This is a genomic window from Nonomuraea sp. NBC_00507 (assembly GCF_036013525.1).
Taxonomy (GTDB): domain Bacteria; phylum Actinomycetota; class Actinomycetes; order Streptosporangiales; family Streptosporangiaceae; genus Nonomuraea.
Window position 1 is genome coordinate 10,133,767 of the sequence record NZ_CP107853.1, and the last position, 16,124, is coordinate 10,149,890.

The window sequence follows — 16,124 nt, forward strand, 5'->3', positions numbered from 1 at the left end:
GGTGCTCTCTTCCGTGAGGACGGGGGGTCAGCCCTTGACGCTGCCCGCGAGGATGCCGTTGATGAAGTGGCGCTGCAGCAGGACGAAGATCACCAGCAGCGGCAGGAGCGCGATGCTGCCCGCAGCGAGGAGTTCGCCCCAGACCGTCGCGAAGTCGGCGCCGATCCTGTTGCCGGTGACGTTCTGCGCCAGCGTGGCCAGCACCACCTGCAGCGTCTGGTGTGAGGTGTCGTTGACGGCGACGACCGGCCAGACGAAGTCGTTGTAGACGTTCATGGTGGTCAGCACCGCCAGCGCGGCCAGGCCGGGCCGGATCACCGGCAGCACGACCTTGGCGAAGATGCCGAACTCGCCCGCGCCGTCCACCCGCCCTGCGTCGATCAGCTCGTCCGGGATGGCGGCGATGGTCTGCCGCATCCAGAAGATGCTGAACGCGTCGATGCTGCCCGGCAGGATCAGTGCCTGGTACGTGTTCACCCAGCCCAGCGCGCTCATCTCCAGCAGCAGCGGGATGATCAGCACCAGCGTCGGCAGCATCAGTGTCAGCAGGACCACGCCGAACAGCAGGTTCTTGCCGGGGAAGTCGTACTTGGCGAAGGCGTAGCCCGCCAGCGGGCAGAAGAACATCGTCATCGCGCCCCTGACCACCAGGACCAGCGCCGTGTTCGCGAATCCGGTGCCGATCGGCACGTCGGTGAACATGGCCCGGTAGTTGTCCAGCGTCAACGCGCCGATCGACAGCGGATCGGAGACGATCTCGGCCGCCGGCTTGAGCGAGGAGCTGACCGCCCACCAGATCGGGTAGAGGAACACGATCGCGAGCAGCGCCAGCACCGCGTACTGCAGGGGGCCGGGCCTGGTCTGGTTCATGACGCCTCGTCCTTCGGCCGCAGCAGCCTGACCGACACCAGCGACAGGCCGAAGACCAGCAGCACCAGCAGGAACGAGTTCGCGGCGCCGGTGCCCAGGTCGGAGGCGGTGATGTGGTCGTACAGGTACAGGCCTGCGGTGGTGGTGGAGCCGTACGGGCCGCCCTCGGTGACCACGAACGGCTCGGCGAACATCTGGAAGACGGCCAGCGTCTGCACGACCACCAGGAACGCCATGCTCCGGCGCACCAGCGGGACGGTGATCGACCAGAACTGGCGGGCGCGGGAGGCGCCGTCGAGCGCGGCGGCCTCGTACACGCCGCCGGGCACGGCCTGCAGCCCGGCCAGCAGAATGATGATCGCGAACCCGGTGGTCTTCCACAGGAACAGCAGCGCCAGCGTCGGCTTGGCCCACGCCGTGGACGTCAGCCAGCCCACGTCCGGCAGGCCCACCAGGTTGAGCAGGTGGTTGACCGGGCCGTAGTCCTGGTCGAACACCACGATCCACACCTGCGCCATGGCCACCAGCGGGGTCACGAACGGCGCGATGAACGCCACCCGGAACAGCCCGCGCAGCCGTAGCTTGGCGTTGGCCAGCAGCACCGCGCCACCCAACCCGGCGATGACCTGGATCGGCACGATCAGCAGCCACATGACCGCGCTGTTGCCGAGCGAGGCCCAGAAGTCCGGGCTGGTCAGCAGGTAGAGGTAGTTACCGAGCCCCACCCAGTGGGCCTCGCCGGCGCCCCGCCAGCGCATGAAGCTGAGCTGCAGCGCGTAGATCAGCGGGTAGATCCCGAACGCGGCGAAGACCACGAAGAACGGAGCGATGAACAGGTACGGCGACAGTCGAACAGACCTCATGAGCGGTCGATGAGGTTGCGCTGGATCTTCTGCGCCGACTCGGCGATCACGTCGTCGGGCGCCATCTTGCCCTCCATCAGGCGCTGCACGTTGTTGCCGAGGTAGTCCACCGACTGCGCCCACCACCACGGGATCGGCGCGGCGGCCGGGATGGTGGCGGCGGCGTCCACGGCCACCTTCCACAGGTCCTGGCCGCCGAGCGCCTCGATCGGCTGGAACAGCGGCTTGGCCGGGTCGAGCGCGGGCTGGTAGCTGGGGATCGAGGTGGACAGGCCGCCGGGGTAGACGCTGTTGGGGCCGTACACGGCGGTGTAGCCGGGCTCCTTGAAACACAGGAACTCATACAGCAGCCAGGCCAGCTCGGGGTTCTTGGCCTTGGCGGGGATGACGAAGCTGCTGCCGCCCATCGCGCCGCTGCGCGCGCCGCCCGGCGTCCAGGCCGGCAGCGGCGCCGCCCGCCACTTGCCCTTGGTGGCCTTGAGCAGCTGCTGCGGGGCGAAGGACCACCAGATCGCCCACGGCACGAACACCTGCTGGCCGCTCTCCAGCGTGTTGACGTCGGCCGGCTCCAGGTAGGGCGCGTGGGTGACCAGGCCGTCCTTGACCGCGGTCTGGATCCAGGCGAAGATCCGCCGGTATTCGGCCGAGTCGAGCCGGAGCTTGCCCTGGGCGTCGGTGAGGCTGGTGCCCTGCTGGTTGGCCAGCATCTCCAGCCACAGCTGGCCCAGGAACGGGCTCTTGTCCAGGTGGATGGGCCTGGTCTTGGGGTCCTTCTCCTTGATCGTGCGGGCCGCGGTCAGCAGGTCGTCGTACGTGGCCAGGCTCGCCGGGTCGATCCCCGCGCCCTCCAGGACGTCCTCGCGATACCAAAGCAGGCCGGGGTCCAGGTCCCACGGCACGCCGTAGATCTTGCCCCCGACGGTGCTCACCGACACTTTGTACGGCGACGTCTGCTCGCGGTACGGCGCGATCAGGTCGGTCAGGTCGAACAGGTGCTCGGCCTGCCCGCCGATCTTGGCGTCCTCCCAGAAGCTGCCGTCGGGCACGTCCGTGCCGCTGATCAGGGTGTTGGCCAGCTTGGCGTCGATGTCCACGGCCTGGTGGTTCACCGTGACGTTCGGGTACGCCTCGCGGAACTTGGCGATCGCCGCGTCGAACACCTTGAACAGGTCGCCGGACCGGTTCCAGATGGTGATCTGGCCCTTCGCGGACGCGGCCGAGGCGGTGGGCTTGGCGAGCTTGCTCGGCTGGGCGCCCGGGGCGCCGGGGGCGCAGCCGGCCAGCGCGCCGCCGGTCGCGGCGAGCGCGCCGAGGCCCAGGGCTCCCTTGAGAAATCCACGGCGGTCCATGGGTGGTTCGGACATCTCTGACTCCTCGGCCTCGCCTCAGGTGAGGGCTCTGCAACGATGCAGACATCATGCATACTTGTCTGCAACGATGCAAGAGCGGTTAAGATCTAGTGAGGTTTGGAAGGGCGTAAAGGAGACGCATGGCCGGTGCAACTCTGCGCGACGTCGCCAAGCGGGCGAACGTCTCGATCCGCACGGTGTCCAACGTGGTCAACGGCTACGCGCCGGTCTCCGAGGAGCTGCGGGTCCGGGTCCAGGCGGCGCTGGACGAGCTCGACTACCGCCCCAATCTGATCGCGCGCAATCTCAAACAGGGGCGCACCGGGATGATCGCCCTGGTCGTGCCCGAGCTGGACGTGCCGTACTTCGCCGAGCTGGCCCGGCAGGTGATCACCGCGGCCCGTGCGCACGGCTACGTGGTGATGATCGACCAGACCGACGGCGACGGGGATCGCGAGCGCGAGCTGCTCGGCCGGGACTCGCGGGCCACCATGTTCGACGGGCTCTTGCTGAGCCCGCTGACCGTGTCGGCGCAGGAGCTGCGGTCCCGGGGCAACCGGATCCCGATCGTGCTGCTCGGCGAGCACATCTTCAACGGCAGCTTCCATCACGTGGCCATCGACAACGTGGCGGCGGCCCGGGACGCCACCGCGCACCTGCTCGGCCTCGGCCGCCGCCGCGTGGCCGCCATCGGCGACCAGCCGTACGCGACCGGCGAGACCGCGCAGCTCCGCACGGCCGGCTACCGGCAGGGGCTGGCGCGGGCGGGCCTGGAAGTGGACGAACGCCTGATCGTGTCCACCCCGCACTTCCACCGGCGGCTCGGCGCCGAGGCCATGGAGTCGCTGCTGGCACTCCCCGAGCCGCCCGACGCCGTGTTCTGCTACAACGACCTGCTGGCCCTCGGCGCGATGCGGGCGCTGACCAGGGCGGGACGGCGCATCCCCGACGACGTGGCCGTGGCCGGCATCGACGACATCGAGGAGGGCCAGTACAGCACGCCCAGCCTGACCACGGTCGCCCCCGACAAGGGCGAGATCGCGCGCCGGGCGGTGAACATCCTCCTCGAAGCGATCAGCGGCACCGCCGCCGCGCCCGCCGAGATCGTGGTGCCTCACCGGCTGATCGTCCGGGAGAGCACGGCGGGCTAGGACGCCTCATCCCGCGATCTCGTACCGCGCGGCCGGATATTCCGTGGCGGGCGTCGCGGGGAGCGATCACACTGAGCGGATGGACAGGACAGTCAGCGCATGGATCACCTCGGGTGACGATCGGCTCGGTGTCATCGGCCCGTTCGCGGTGGATGTGCCGTGGTGGGCCGATGTGGAGCCGGTGGTCGCGCACCTGCGCCAGGCGCTCGGCGTGGACGTGCTGGTGCTGCGCCTCCTGGACGTGGACGGCGGCGAAGGCGGCCGCGGTGGTCATGTGACCTATCACGTCGAAGCGCTGGAGCGGCCCGCCCCCGGGCGGCTGACGGCTCCGCTGCCCGCCGATCAAGCGGTGCTGGACAGGCCCGAGCGGCTGCGGGCGCCGTGGGCGCGGATCGACGGGCTGCGGGAGCTGTTGAGCTGGGCGGCGGACGCGCTGAGGGCGGCCGGCCGACCGCTGACCGGGCCGATCCGGCAACGCAGGACCTGGAATCTGGCCGGGCTGTTCCTCCTGCCCACCGCCCAAGGGTCCGTATGGCTGAAGGCCACGCCGCACTTCGCCACCGACGAGGCCGCCGTCATCGGCGCGTTCGCGGCCCTGGACCCGGGCCTGGTTCCCACGGTCGTGGCGTCGGGACCGCGGCGGGTCCTGCTGGAGCACCTTCCCGGCGAGGACTGCTGGGACGCCCCCGTCGAGATCATCGACAGCGCTGTGACGCGACTGGCCGCCGCACAGGCCGGCCTGGCGGGCGCGATCCCGCCCGGGTTGCCGGACCGGCGCGGACCCGTCGTCGCCGACCGGGTCCGCGAGCTGCTCGCCGGTGACGTGGCCCGCGAGCTGACCGCCGAGGAGCTGGAGGGTGCGTACGAGCTGGTCGAACGGTGGCCCCTGCTGGCCGAGTGCGGCCTGCCCGACACGGTCGTGCACGGCGACTTCCACCCGGGAAACTGGCGCAGCGACGGCGGCCCGCCGGCCGTGGTGGACTTCGCCGACGCGCACGTCGGCAACCCGGTGCTGGACGGAATACGGGCCCGCGACTGGCTTCCCCCCGCCAAACGACCCGCCGCTGCCGAGGCCTGGATCGAGGCCTGGACCGCCTACGCACCCGGTAGCGACCCGGCCCGAGCACTCGCGATCGCCGAACCACTGTCCCATCTGGACTACGCCGTCCGCTACCAGGAGTTCCTGGACGGCATCGAACCGTCGGAGCGGATCTATCACCTCGGCGACCCAGCCACCAGCATCCGCGCCGCCCTGCGCTCCGCCGTGATCATGGACTGACGTGCACCACCGCGGTGTGGGCGTGCCCGCGGCTGCCACCGACTTCCACCTTGACCGCTCTCTTGGCCTTGCGCACGCTCCGGTCGTTTTCCTTGACCGCCTTCACCGGCCAGGGCAGCGTGATCTTCACCTCGTCGGCGGTCCTGGACGGGTCGGAGACCGCGAGCCGTACCCGCTTGTGGTCGCGGCGGATGAGCAGCGTGCAGGGGCCGTCGGCGGTGAGCGGTCCATCCGCGGTCTCGACGGTCCCCGCGCGCCAGAAGACGGCGGCGAGCAGGTTGTCGCGGGAAATGGCCTGCACCGTTCTGGAGTTGGCGAGGATCTCGATGCGCCCGCCGTAAGCCGCGGTCTGCGCGATGGAGGCTTCGGGCAGCACGGCATAGGCATAGCGTGCCTTGCGCGGATCGACGCCGTGGTCGATGAGGATCGTCGTGTAGTGCCTGGTGACGGGCGTCTTGTCGCCTCCGGTGGTAGCGCCCTTGTCGATGTCCCGCCAGCGGCCGGTGCGCTTCTTGCGGATCACCTTCGCGTCGGCGCCGTCGAGCAGCGCGTAGCCGGCCACGCCGGACAGGTGGACCCAGCCGTCGCCCCGGGTCAGCGGCGGATGCCAGTCGTGGGTGTTGCGGTTCTCCACGATGGTCTCGATGCGGCGGCCGTCGGAGGCGGCGATGCCGGCGCCGAGGGCGATCACCGCGTCATCGAGAAGGAACCACGCCTTCTTGGCCCGCAGCGAGGAGCCGTCGGCGATCAGCTTCATGGCCGCCACGCCGTACTCGCCGTCGAGTGCCACGCCGCCCGCCCACGGGGTGGGTGGCAGGCGACGCTTGCCGTGCGGGAGAGCGGCGCGTCGCCGCGTGTCGACCGTCGTGCCCGGCAGCCGGTACGGGTCGATCGTGGGCCACAGGTCGTCGTTCCAGTGGGTGAAGTCGCCGGTGTAGAGGTAGGTCATGCCGTCGCCGGTGTACCAGCCGTGCAGGTTCTCCCGGTTCATGGCCTCGGCCGTGCCGATCCGCTCCGAGCTCATCGCGATCGCGTAGGCCCAGGTGGGGCGGCGGTGCACGACCCGGTCCATGTCGGCGAAGACGTACGTGCCCGTCGTGCGCGGGCCGACCGGCACCGACGGGTCCTCCAGCAGGGCCGTGGCCTTCGCGATGCTCGCCAGCGGTGCGAGCGTGTCGTAAGGGGTGGCCTGGTTGCGGGTGAGCCAGCCCTTCACCAGCGGCCGCCAGCGCTGGGCATGGCGCTCGGGCGCCGTCTCCAGCAAGGTGAGGATGGCCTCGACCGCTTTCTGCCCCGAGTGGTAGTCGCGATGGCCCTGCACCGAGATCTGCCGGCCGCGTACGCAGTCCATCATCAGCCCGTCGAAGATGAACGGCGCGAACGAGCGATCCACCAAGTCGTACACGTTCCCGATTCCGGTGATCTCCCACGGTGACCGGGAGAGCATGGCGATCAGCTTGGCCACGCTCTCCAGGTAGTCCACGCCGTAGCTGCCGGTGTAGGGGTACACGTCGTGCTGGATGAACGACCCGTCACGGTAGAAGCCGTCACCTGGACCCCTCGTCGGCCGCAGCAGGTCGGAGACCGCGTCCCTGGCCCGCTTGATGAGGCGGGCGTCATGGGTGAGCAATCCGCGCATCGCCACCGCCGTGGCCTTGCCCGCCCGGTTGGCGCCGGTCTCGACGACGCCGGGATGGCTGACGCGGCGTTCCGGGTCGGGGCACCAGCGGCGCAGCGGTCGCAGCCAGCGTTCGAGGCGGTCCTTGGGCAGGCCGTCGTAGAGCAGGGCGCAGGTGTCGGTCAGCGCGCGGGGGACGCCGATCTCCCACCAGAACCAGTTGCTGCCCCGCCGGTCGAGCCCCTCGTGATAGGCGTGCTCGTACAGGAAGTCCAGCGCCCTGACCGCGGTCTCGGCGACCTGCCCGTCCCGGTGCATGGCGGTGCCCGGCGTGGCCCAGCCCAGCGCCAGTGTGCGCATGCGGTTGTAGGCACGGTTGAAGTTGCCCGTCCCAGGGTCGCCGAGCGGCAGGTCGGGCCACAGGCTCGGGCGGTCCGGGGCGGGCTTCAGCTTGCGCAGCACCGCATGGGCCGAGCCCTCGATCGCCTGTGTCTTGTCGGTATAGGCGGAGTTGTACGACCCGCCGGCCAGCAAGCTCACCCAGCGCTCACGCGCCGCGTCGAACGCGGCGGCGCCGACCGCCTCGGCCGGTCTTTCCCACAGGGCGAGACCGGCCACGGCCGCGGCGCCCAGCAGGGCGGACCGCCGACTGAGGGGGTGGATCATGAAAGCCTTCCGACAATCGCGCAAATATCAGGTCAAAGGATCATATGTCGGCAGGCAGGCTTCAACGGGCTTCGATGGTCAGAGGATGCGGAGGGGGAGGGCGCGGGGGCCGCGTACCTGGCCGGCCGCCCACGTTACCGCCGCCGGGTCCGCCAGGTCGAAGGCGGGGATGCGCTCCAGCCAGACCTCCAGAGCGACCCGGAGCTCCAGACGGGCCAGGTGGGAGCCCACGCAGCGGTGGATGCCGAGGCCGAAGGCGGCGTGCCGGTTCAGCTCACGGTCGATGAGCACCTCGTCCGCCCGCTCGAACTGGGCAAGGTCGCGGTTGGCGGCGGGGAAGGACAGCAGGATCCAGTCGTCGGCCTTCATGTCCACGCCGTTCCAATGCATATCCTGCTTGACCAGCCGAGCCATGGTGACCGGGGCGTAGGCGCGCAGGAACTCCTCGATCGCGGTCGGCAGCAGCCCCGGCTCGGCCACCAGTCGCTCGCGGTCGGCCGGGGTCTTGGCCAGGTGCCACAGGGACGCCCCGATGGCGCTCCACGTCGTGTCGATGCCGGCGATGAGGAGCAGCATCATCGTGCCCACCACGTGCATGGGGTCCAGCTTCTGCCCATGGAGTTCGGCGTTGATGAGGTACGTCGTCAGATCGTCGCGCGGCCTGGCCACGTGCTCGTGGATCTGCGCGACGAGGTAACCGGCCAATTCGTCTTGGCGTGCGAGCCGTTCCTCGGCCGGCTGGTTGATGCTCTCCAGGACGTTCTCGACGAACTCGCGGAAGCGCGGCCCGCCCGCGTCGCCTCCTCCTGCTCGGCCACCGCTGCCTTGGTGAACATCGGCAGCAACAATTGCCGGGCATCGCGGTGGAACGGCGGGTCGGACGTGATGGGCGGGGCGTCGCCTACCGGGGCCAGGTCGAGTGGCGGTTTGTTGTTGCTGACGATGATCGACCGGGAGGAGAAACGCTCGGTGTCGTACGCGACGGCCGCCACGTCCTTATAGCGCGTCGGCAGCCACACGCCGCCGAACCGCTCGGTGTGCGCGATCGGGCAACGCTGCCGCAGCTCGTCCTGGATCGGATAGGGACCGGCGGCCCAGACGGGATCGACATGGGAGAAGTCGGTCGCCCAGTCCGTAACCGGATCGGTCACGACCTCGCTGGCTGTGCCCAGCAACCGGTTCTTCCGTGCCTCTCCCACGCCTTGCCCGAAGCGGTGGTCCACGGTCATCACGCAGCTCCATCGTTGACGTCGGGCCCCATGCGTGTGATACGTCCAGAGTTCGCCGCCGATGTGGCAGGCCCGCGACGCGCGTCCGCGGGCCTGCCGCATCCGGCTGGCGGTTCAGGTCCTGGGGCCGGTCCGAGCTCGGGCAGGCAGGGCCCCGGTGGAGACGGCAGCGGTCAGTCGCCCGTGTCGGTGGTCACCGTCTCGGGGTCCGGCGCCTTGATGGACACCTTGGTGCCCCATCCGGTGAAGCGGCTGTCGATCGTGATCGTCTTGCCTTCAAACCCGTTGGTGTCGAACACGCCCGTGGCCGCGTACGACGACTTCACCCTGCTCACCAGCCCGGCAGAGGTCAGCGTGAGCGTGTAGGAGACCTTCGTGTCGTTGTGCATGCGCAGCGGGATCGACGCCCCGAACCAGCGCGACACCTTCTCCAGCTCCTTGAAGGTGATCTTCCCTGTGAGCGTGCTCCCGCTCAGCTTGCCCTTCTTGACCAGCGCCGCCAGGGTCGTCGGCTCGACGGGGTTGATGACCTGCCCGTAGAAGCCGCTGCCGCCGCCGAGCAGGCCGTTGCCCTTGAGCCAGGACTTGCCCGCCGGTAAGCGGTCTTCCCATAGGCCGCCCGAGGTGTAGCTGACCTTGCCGACGCTGATCGTGCGCTCGCGGGGGCGGCCCACGGGGGTGGCGGTGATGTCGGAGGCCGCCACGCCCTTGGCGTTGAACTGGAAGGTCCCCTTGCGGCTCTGAATCTTGATCTTGTCGTCGCCCGAGAGCGTGGTCGTCTCGGTGAACCGCACGCCGTGCCCGGAGGTGAGCTTGCTCTTGAGGGCGCGTACGGGGTCCTTGGGAGCGGCCTGGGCGGGCGCGGCTGCCGCCAGTAGGCAGCCGCAGGCCACCAGGGCTGTGATCGTTGTCTTCTTCACGAGCCGATCTTGCCGCAAGCGGATCACGATCGGAGACCGCTGGAGGGCATCTGGTCATTTTCGCCTGCGTAGATCCTCCACCCCGAGAGTTACGGACTGGGCGCGGCGTTGGGGTTCTCGTAGGCGCCGACGATCTGGCCGCGGTCGTTGATGCCGGTCGCCAGGGTCCTGGGCGCGCCCGGGAAGCTGATGGGAGTGACGGGGCCGTCGACGCCGTTGCGCAGCAGGAAGCCGCGGGCTCCGGACAGAGTGGCGGCGTCGGTGAGGGTGCTGCCCACGATCTGGCCATGGTCGTTGATGCCGAAGGGGATGGTGATCGGGACGCCGGGGACGTCGATCGTGGTGAAGCGGCCCTTGTCCCAGAGGAAGCCGTGGATCGGTCCCGTGCCGGAGCCCTCGCCATAGATGCCGACGATCTGGCCATGGTCGTTGATGTCGATGGGCTCGGAGTAGGCGGCGCCGGGGACGTCGATGGTGGTGAAGCGCCCCTTGTTCCAGAGGAAGCCGTGGGAGGTGTCGCCGGCGTCGGTGAAGACGCCCACCACCTGCCGGCGGTCGTTGATGCCGGCCGCCTCGGTCTGCACTGCGCCGGGGACGTCGATTCTGGTGACCTTGCCGCGGTCAAGCAGGAACCCGTGCGCCATCCCGTTGGGGTCACTGAGGAACGGGACGGTCCGGCTGTAGGCGCCCGCGATCACGCCACGATCGTTGATCTTGACGACCTCGGTTGCCGTGGCGCCGGGGAGGTCGACCTTGGTGACCTTGCCGCGCCTGTCCCGCAGGAAACCGGACTCGTTGCCGGGGCCGAGGTACTCACCCGTGATCTGGCCGCGGTTGTTGATGCCTGCGGGCAAGAGCCGCACGCCGGTCTCTGGCGGGTCGAACGTCGTGTATCGACCCCGGTCCAGCAGGAACCCGGGCATCGGGGAGCGGCGGCCCGGCGCCAGGGCGGGCGCTGGGAATGAGGCTGAGGGTGCTGCCGGCGCCGAGCCGGGTCAGCCCCACGGCTGAAGTCCCCCTCGGAGTCGTCGCCGAAGCTCCGACTGTCCCCACCGCGAGCCCCGTGACTACGACCGCGCCGATGATGGCCAGGCGGATGTGACGGCGGACCTTGCAACGCGCTGTTGCGGCCATGCCAGTCTCCTCCTGTACGGGTCTGTTTCCCGGTATTCGCACCATCGGCGCCCGCGGATCAGTCCCCGTAAAGCTGGGGCGGGCGGGCGCGCCACAGGCACAGGCCACGTGCACGCCGGTGCGGTGGGACGCGGTCGAGGTAGCCGGCCAGCCGGCCACTGTTGGTGCGATCCACCTCGCCATCGACGGCGACTAGCGTCATGCCGGGAAGGCGCTGAGAGATCAGCGTCAGCGCCGGGGGCGATGCCTTCGCCGGGCGAGGCGAGGGCCAGGTCGCCCAGCCGCTCGCCGGTCAGTCCCAGGTGCTCGCCGTGGACTCGTACCAGGTCGCGGAGGAAGCCCAGGCCGGGGGCCGATGGGGCAGCGCACCGCCGGACCCGGGCGGGCCTGGCGGTGGCTGATCCGGATCACGACGACCCGATCACCCGGGCAGGACCGCTCCGCTCCAGTGTGTGCTGGCGGCGGAGTAGACGGCCGCCAGCTCGCCGTCGAAGTAGGGCGACAGGCTCGTGTCGTACCGCAGGTCGGCGTCGGTGTCGGCCACGCTGATCGTGAGGCCGTTGAGGTAGCCCCTGCCGCTGGCCTTGTCATAGCGCAGCATCCAGGCGGAGCCGAGCGACCCTTCCCCGGTGAACGGGGAGTCGACGGCCTGCAGGTTCTCGCCCTTCAGGCTGGGCGCCATGGCGGTGATCGTGCGACCACGGGAGGATTCGAGGGTCTCCCCCGTGTACGGCCGCTTGCCGTCGGGGTGCTGGCCGGCCGGGTAGCCGAAGACGTCGACCGTGGAGCCCATCGGCTGGTTCCAGGCCAGGCCCTGCCCGCCGACGTTGTCGCCCAGCCTGCCGAAGTTGGCCAGCCCGCCGGTGGGTGAAGGGACGACGCCCTCGTACACGACGACGAAGGCGTAGTCGCGGTCGTAGTCGCGGTAGGCGTCGAAGTCGTAATGTCCGAAGAGCTGCTTGCCGACGTAGAGGCCCGACGGGATCGTGCCGCCGGCGTAGCCCGGCACGAAGACCCACTTGTCGAGCGTGGAGTCGAAGCGCTCGGTGTCGTACACGCAGTGCGCCGCGGTCGCCACGACGTTGCGGTACTGCGACTGCACGGCGGTGCCCGTGCACCAGTGCGGCTGCCCGTCGGCGCCGACGAAGAACACCTTGCCCGCGGTGGTGGGCGCCGTCCCGGTGGTGGCAGGAAGCGACGGCGGGGTGGAGCCGGGCTTGGTGTCGGGTGAGATGCCGCCGCCACCGGTGGTGATCTTGTCGACGGCGGTCTGGACGCTGTACGGGGTGGCGGCGGCCAGGTTGGCGCCGCCGCCGCTCAGCCAGAACGTCGCGATCTCGGCGGCGGCCGCCTGCGAAGAGGCCAGCGGGTCAGTCGCCACGCCGGCGCTGACGGCTGCGGTCGGCGCGGCCACAAGAAGGGAGGCCAGGAGGCTGACAGCTAATGCACCTAAGGTTCGATTGGTCACACACATCTCCTGATCGGCATGCAAGGTCTGGCAACAATTCGAACACGTGATCGTCGCCAAGCAAGAACGCTACCTGCCGCCCCCGTTATGATCAACGGTTTTTGCGCGCCGAGACGGTGTCCGCCGCGGACTTGGCCCGGCAGCGTCACCCAGGGCGGCTGGCGTCAGCGGGCGAAAAGGGCGCAAGGGCCACGAGCTCATCGACCATCATGCGGCGGGCTTAGATTCTCGCGGAGGAACTGCAAGGTGGACTGATGCAGCCGGGTGCGGTGGGGCACGGTGGACCAGCCGTGGTCGGCGCCCTCGACGACTTCCAGCTCCGCGTTGCCGCCGTAGTGATCGAGGTAGCGACGGGCGTAGGAGACAGGGGCGATGTCGTCCTTGTCGCCGTGGATGATGCGCACGGGCCCGGCATACGCACAGGACCGGCCGTAGACGTCGAGGTTAGCGATGTCGTCGACCAGGGCCGGGCTCATCCGGTGGCTGTCGGCGTCGAAGTATCCCTTCTCCCCGATCTCCGCCGCGATGTCACGGCCCTTGAGGTGGCCGGAGCCCACTTCGAAGGGGGCGACAGCGGCCGGCGACCACAGGCAGACGGCGCGGATGCCCGGCTCCTCTGCGGCCACGATGCCGGCGACGACGCCGCCCATGCTCATCCCGACCAGGCCGATGCGGTCGGGAGCGACGAAGTCGAAGGAGCGCACGGCCCGCACGACGGACCGGGTTTCGGCGATCTCGCCGATGATGGTGACGTCGAAGAAGTCGCCGTCGCTCTCCCCGTGCCCGGACAGGTCGAACCGGACCGATGCGATGCCGGCCGCCTCCAGCATCCGCGACATCAGGACGAACGAGCGGTTCTCCATCCGGTTGTTGGAGAACCCATGGACGAACACCACCGTCGGCAGGCCAATGGCACCCCGTTCCTCGGGAATGTGCAGCGTGGAGCGCAGAATCCGCCCGTTGTGCTCGAAGTCTTGATTCCTGATCACAGAGCCGCCTTTCCTGGCACGCACTGGAAGACATGGCGTCCCGCCCCGACCTCGATGGCGTTGTCCGGGTCGGTGGGCAGATGGACGGCGGCGGTGGTGTTCGCGGGCAACACCACCACGAGCGTCACCTGATCGCCGGTTCGTTTCCAGCTGACCTCGGCCCTGCCGTACGGGGTGTCGAGACTCGCGCCGGCGTGGGTGAGGCCGCCGCCGGGGCGAGGACGGATGACGAACCGGCGGTAACCCGGAGCCGCCGGGGCCAGGCCGGCGATGGTGCGGTGCATCCAGTCGGCGACGGCGCCGAACGCGTAGTGGTTGAAGGAGGTCATCTCGCCCGGGTTGACCGTGCCGTCGGGCAGCATGCTGTCCCAGCGTTCCCAGATCGTGGTGGCGCCCATGGTGACCGCGTACAGCCAGGACGGGCACTCGGTCTGTAGGAGCAGCCGGTAGGCGTCCTCGACGGCCCCGGCGTCGGTGAGCGCGTCGCAGATGAGCGGCGTGCCGACGAAGCCGGTGCCGATGCGGTGACCGTTCGCCCGCACCAGCTCCACCAGCCGCTCCCCCGCGTGTGCGCGACGTTCTGCGCCGTCGAGGAGCCCGAAGCGCAGGGCGAGGGCGTAGGCCGTCTGGGAGTCGCTGCTCACTTTGCCGTCGCACGTCGCGTACACGGTGTCGAAGGCGGCCCGGACCCGCTCGGTCAGCTCGCGGTAACGGGCGGCGTCGCCGGTGCGGCCGAGCAGCGTGGCCGTCTCGGCGACCAGCCCGGCCGAGTGGACCAGGTAGGCGGTGGCGACCAGAGCCGGGTCGGTCTGCGCCTCGGAGGGCCGTTCGGGTGGGGCGGTCGGGTCGAGCCAGTCGCCGAGCTGCGGCCCGGTGTCCCACAGGAAACTCTCGCCGGCCAGGCCGGCGATCTGGTCCACCCAGGCACTCATGCTCGGGTACTGCTCGCGCAGCAGCTCGAGGTCGCCGGTGCGCTGGTAGAGGGTCCAGGGCACGACGACCGCCGCGTCGCCCCACGCAGCTGTCGGCAGCACGTCGGGGACGGGCTCGAGCGCGATCCAGGGCACGAAGACGGGGACGGTGCCGTGGCGGCGGTGCTCGGCGGAGAGGTCGGCGAGCCAGGACTTCAGCGGACCGGCGCAGTCGTACAGGAAGGACGCTGTGGGGGCGAAGACCTGGATGTCGCCGGTCCAGCCGAGCCGCTCGTCGCGCTGGGGGCAGTCGGTGGGCAAGTCGACGTAGTTGCCGCGCATGCTCCAGCGGACGTTGTCGTGCAGGCGGCTGAGCAGCGGATCGGAACAGTCGAAGTCGCCGATAGGCCGCATGTCGGTGTGGCAGACGACCGCCACGACGTCGCCGTGCCGGAGGTCTCCTGGCCATCCGTCGATCTGCGCGTAGCGGAAGCCGTGGACCGTGAAGCGCGGCTCCCAGGTCTCGGGCTCGGCGTCGCCGCGCAGGATGTAGCGGTCGTGGGCGGCGGCATGGCGCAGCGGTCGTAGTGCCAGGGCGCCATTGTCCAGGACTTCGGCATGACGCAGCGAGACGGTGTGCCCGGCCGGGCCCTGGACGCGGATGCGCAGCCGTCCGGCGATGTTCTGCCCGAAGTCCAGAATGGTCTCGCCGTTCGGGCCGGTGAGGACGCCGATCGGGTGAAGGACTTCGGTACGGCGTACGGGCGGCCCGGTCGGGGCGACCAGAAGGGCCGTATCGTGGTGGAGGACCTCGGCGGGCAACCAGGTGGAGGCGTCGAAGCCGGGCTCCGACCAGCCGTCGGGAAGCAGGCGGGCGTCGTGGGTCTCGCCGTCGTAGAGGCTCGCGGCCGTGACCGGGCCCGGTGCGCAGCGCCAGGCACTGTCGGTGGCGACCGTGTCCGTCGTGCCGTCGAGGTAGGTGATCTCCAGCTGGGCGATCAGCGAGGTGCGGTCGCCGTAGATGCCGGATCTGCCGCCGGCGAAGCCGATGCGGCCGCGGTACCAGCCGTCGGCGAGGGTGGCGCCGATCGTGTTGGGGCCCTCGCGCAGCAGGGCGGTGACGTCGTGGGTACGGTAACGCAGGCGGTGGTGATAGCTGGTCCACCCGGGGGCGAGCACGTCGTCGCCGACGACCCGGCCGTTGATCTCGGCCTCGTACGTGCCGTGCGCGGTGACGTACAGGCGAGCGCGCTCGACCGGCCCGCGAAGGGTGAAGTCGCGGCGCAGCAGCGGCGCCGGGCCGTCGGAATCGGCGAGCAGGTCCCACGGCGGCGCCGCCGCCCTCGCCTGCCAGTCGGCCGGGTCGAGCAGCCCCGCCTCCACGTATGACCAGGGGCTCCACCCGCTGGCCGAGCCGTCGGCGCCGTGCACGCGCACCCGCACGCCACGCCGCTCGCGCGAGCCCAGCGGTTCGCCCGGCCACGGGACGAGGACCGACTCCCCCGACTCGACGAAGCCGGTGGAGGTGCCGTCGCTGAGCTCGATCTCGTACGCCTGCTGCAGCCAGCCGGGGATGTCGGTCTGGATGATCCAAGACAGGCGCGGGGCATGCTCGCCGATGCCGAGAGGGTCTCGATGATGGTCGAAGGTGACCGGTTCGACGTTCAGGAAGGTCAT

14 protein-coding genes are annotated in these 16,124 nt (G+C 70.0%); 2 read left to right on the top strand and 12 right to left on the bottom strand.

The genetic code is table 11. From position 1 onward, the window contains the following. Positions 1-27: 27 nt before the first annotated feature. The 3 genes from OHA25_RS48695 to OHA25_RS48705 are packed head-to-tail and all read right to left on the bottom strand — an operon-like array spanning position 28 to position 3,097. Positions 28-870, bottom strand: coding sequence for a carbohydrate ABC transporter permease (locus OHA25_RS48695; RefSeq protein ID WP_327583649.1), 843 nt, complete (start codon positions 868-870; stop codon positions 28-30). Beyond that, complete coding sequence (locus OHA25_RS48700) at positions 867-1,733, bottom strand: carbohydrate ABC transporter permease (protein WP_327583650.1); 867 nt, start codon at positions 1,731-1,733, stop codon at positions 867-869. Before OHA25_RS48700 ends, OHA25_RS48695 begins: the two co-directional genes overlap by 4 nt. Further along, positions 1,730-3,097: an ABC transporter substrate-binding protein gene (locus OHA25_RS48705; protein ID WP_327583651.1), complete on the bottom strand. Its 1,368-nt coding sequence runs from the start codon at positions 3,095-3,097 to the stop codon at positions 1,730-1,732. The genes OHA25_RS48700 and OHA25_RS48705 overlap by 4 nt, the downstream gene beginning before the upstream one ends. Positions 3,098-3,222: 125 nt before the next feature. Between OHA25_RS48705 and OHA25_RS48710 the strand changes: the two genes are divergently transcribed. Together OHA25_RS48710 and OHA25_RS48715 are read left to right on the top strand one after the other, a co-directional pair. Continuing rightward, a complete protein-coding gene (locus OHA25_RS48710) occupies positions 3,223-4,233 on the top strand; it encodes a LacI family DNA-binding transcriptional regulator (protein ID WP_327583652.1) in 1,011 nt (336 codons plus the stop codon). A 79-nt stretch (positions 4,234-4,312) separates the two neighbouring features. After that, the gene (locus tag OHA25_RS48715) at positions 4,313-5,512 is read left to right on the top strand and encodes an aminoglycoside phosphotransferase family protein (RefSeq protein WP_327583653.1); all 1,200 of its coding nucleotides are present in this window, start codon (positions 4,313-4,315) and stop codon (positions 5,510-5,512) included. On the opposite strand, the gene OHA25_RS48720 is transcribed toward OHA25_RS48715, so the two are convergent. The 9 genes from OHA25_RS48720 to OHA25_RS48760 all read right to left on the bottom strand — a co-directional run bounded on the left by OHA25_RS48720 (position 5,502) and on the right by OHA25_RS48760 (position 16,124). After that, the gene (locus tag OHA25_RS48720; RefSeq protein ID WP_327583654.1) at positions 5,502-7,796 is read right to left on the bottom strand and encodes a polysaccharide lyase 8 family protein; all 2,295 of its coding nucleotides are present in this window, start codon (positions 7,794-7,796) and stop codon (positions 5,502-5,504) included. The genes OHA25_RS48715 and OHA25_RS48720 overlap by 11 nt on opposite strands. Positions 7,797-7,874: 78 nt before the next feature. Then, entirely contained in the window at positions 7,875-8,501 is a 627-nt protein-coding gene (locus OHA25_RS48725; RefSeq protein WP_327583655.1) for a cytochrome P450, read from the bottom strand. Then, on the bottom strand, positions 8,441-9,025 hold the full coding sequence (locus OHA25_RS48730; protein WP_327583656.1) for a hypothetical protein: 585 nt from the start codon (positions 9,023-9,025) through the stop codon (positions 8,441-8,443). The genes OHA25_RS48725 and OHA25_RS48730 overlap by 61 nt, the downstream gene beginning before the upstream one ends. A 173-nt stretch (positions 9,026-9,198) precedes the next feature. Further along, positions 9,199-9,945 carry a hypothetical protein gene (locus tag OHA25_RS48735; RefSeq protein ID WP_327583657.1) on the bottom strand — a complete coding sequence of 249 codons (747 nt, stop codon included), beginning with the start codon at positions 9,943-9,945 and terminating at the stop codon, positions 9,199-9,201. Between the two features lie 89 nt (positions 9,946-10,034). Then, the gene (locus OHA25_RS48740) at positions 10,035-10,868 is read right to left on the bottom strand and encodes a hypothetical protein (RefSeq protein ID WP_327583658.1); all 834 of its coding nucleotides are present in this window, start codon (positions 10,866-10,868) and stop codon (positions 10,035-10,037) included. Positions 10,869-11,137: 269 nt separating this feature from the next. Next, positions 11,138-11,281, bottom strand: coding sequence for a hypothetical protein (locus OHA25_RS48745; RefSeq protein ID WP_327583659.1), 144 nt, complete (start codon positions 11,279-11,281; stop codon positions 11,138-11,140). 219 nt (positions 11,282-11,500) lie between these two features. After that, a complete protein-coding gene (locus tag OHA25_RS48750) occupies positions 11,501-12,547 on the bottom strand; it encodes a trypsin-like serine peptidase (RefSeq protein ID WP_327583660.1) in 1,047 nt (348 codons plus the stop codon). Between the two features lie 197 nt (positions 12,548-12,744). Further along, positions 12,745-13,536, bottom strand: coding sequence for an alpha/beta hydrolase family protein (locus OHA25_RS48755; RefSeq protein WP_327583661.1), 792 nt, complete (start codon positions 13,534-13,536; stop codon positions 12,745-12,747). Further along, a complete protein-coding gene (locus OHA25_RS48760) occupies positions 13,533-16,124 on the bottom strand; it encodes a glycoside hydrolase family 78 protein (protein ID WP_327583662.1) in 2,592 nt (863 codons plus the stop codon). The genes OHA25_RS48755 and OHA25_RS48760 overlap by 4 nt, the downstream gene beginning before the upstream one ends.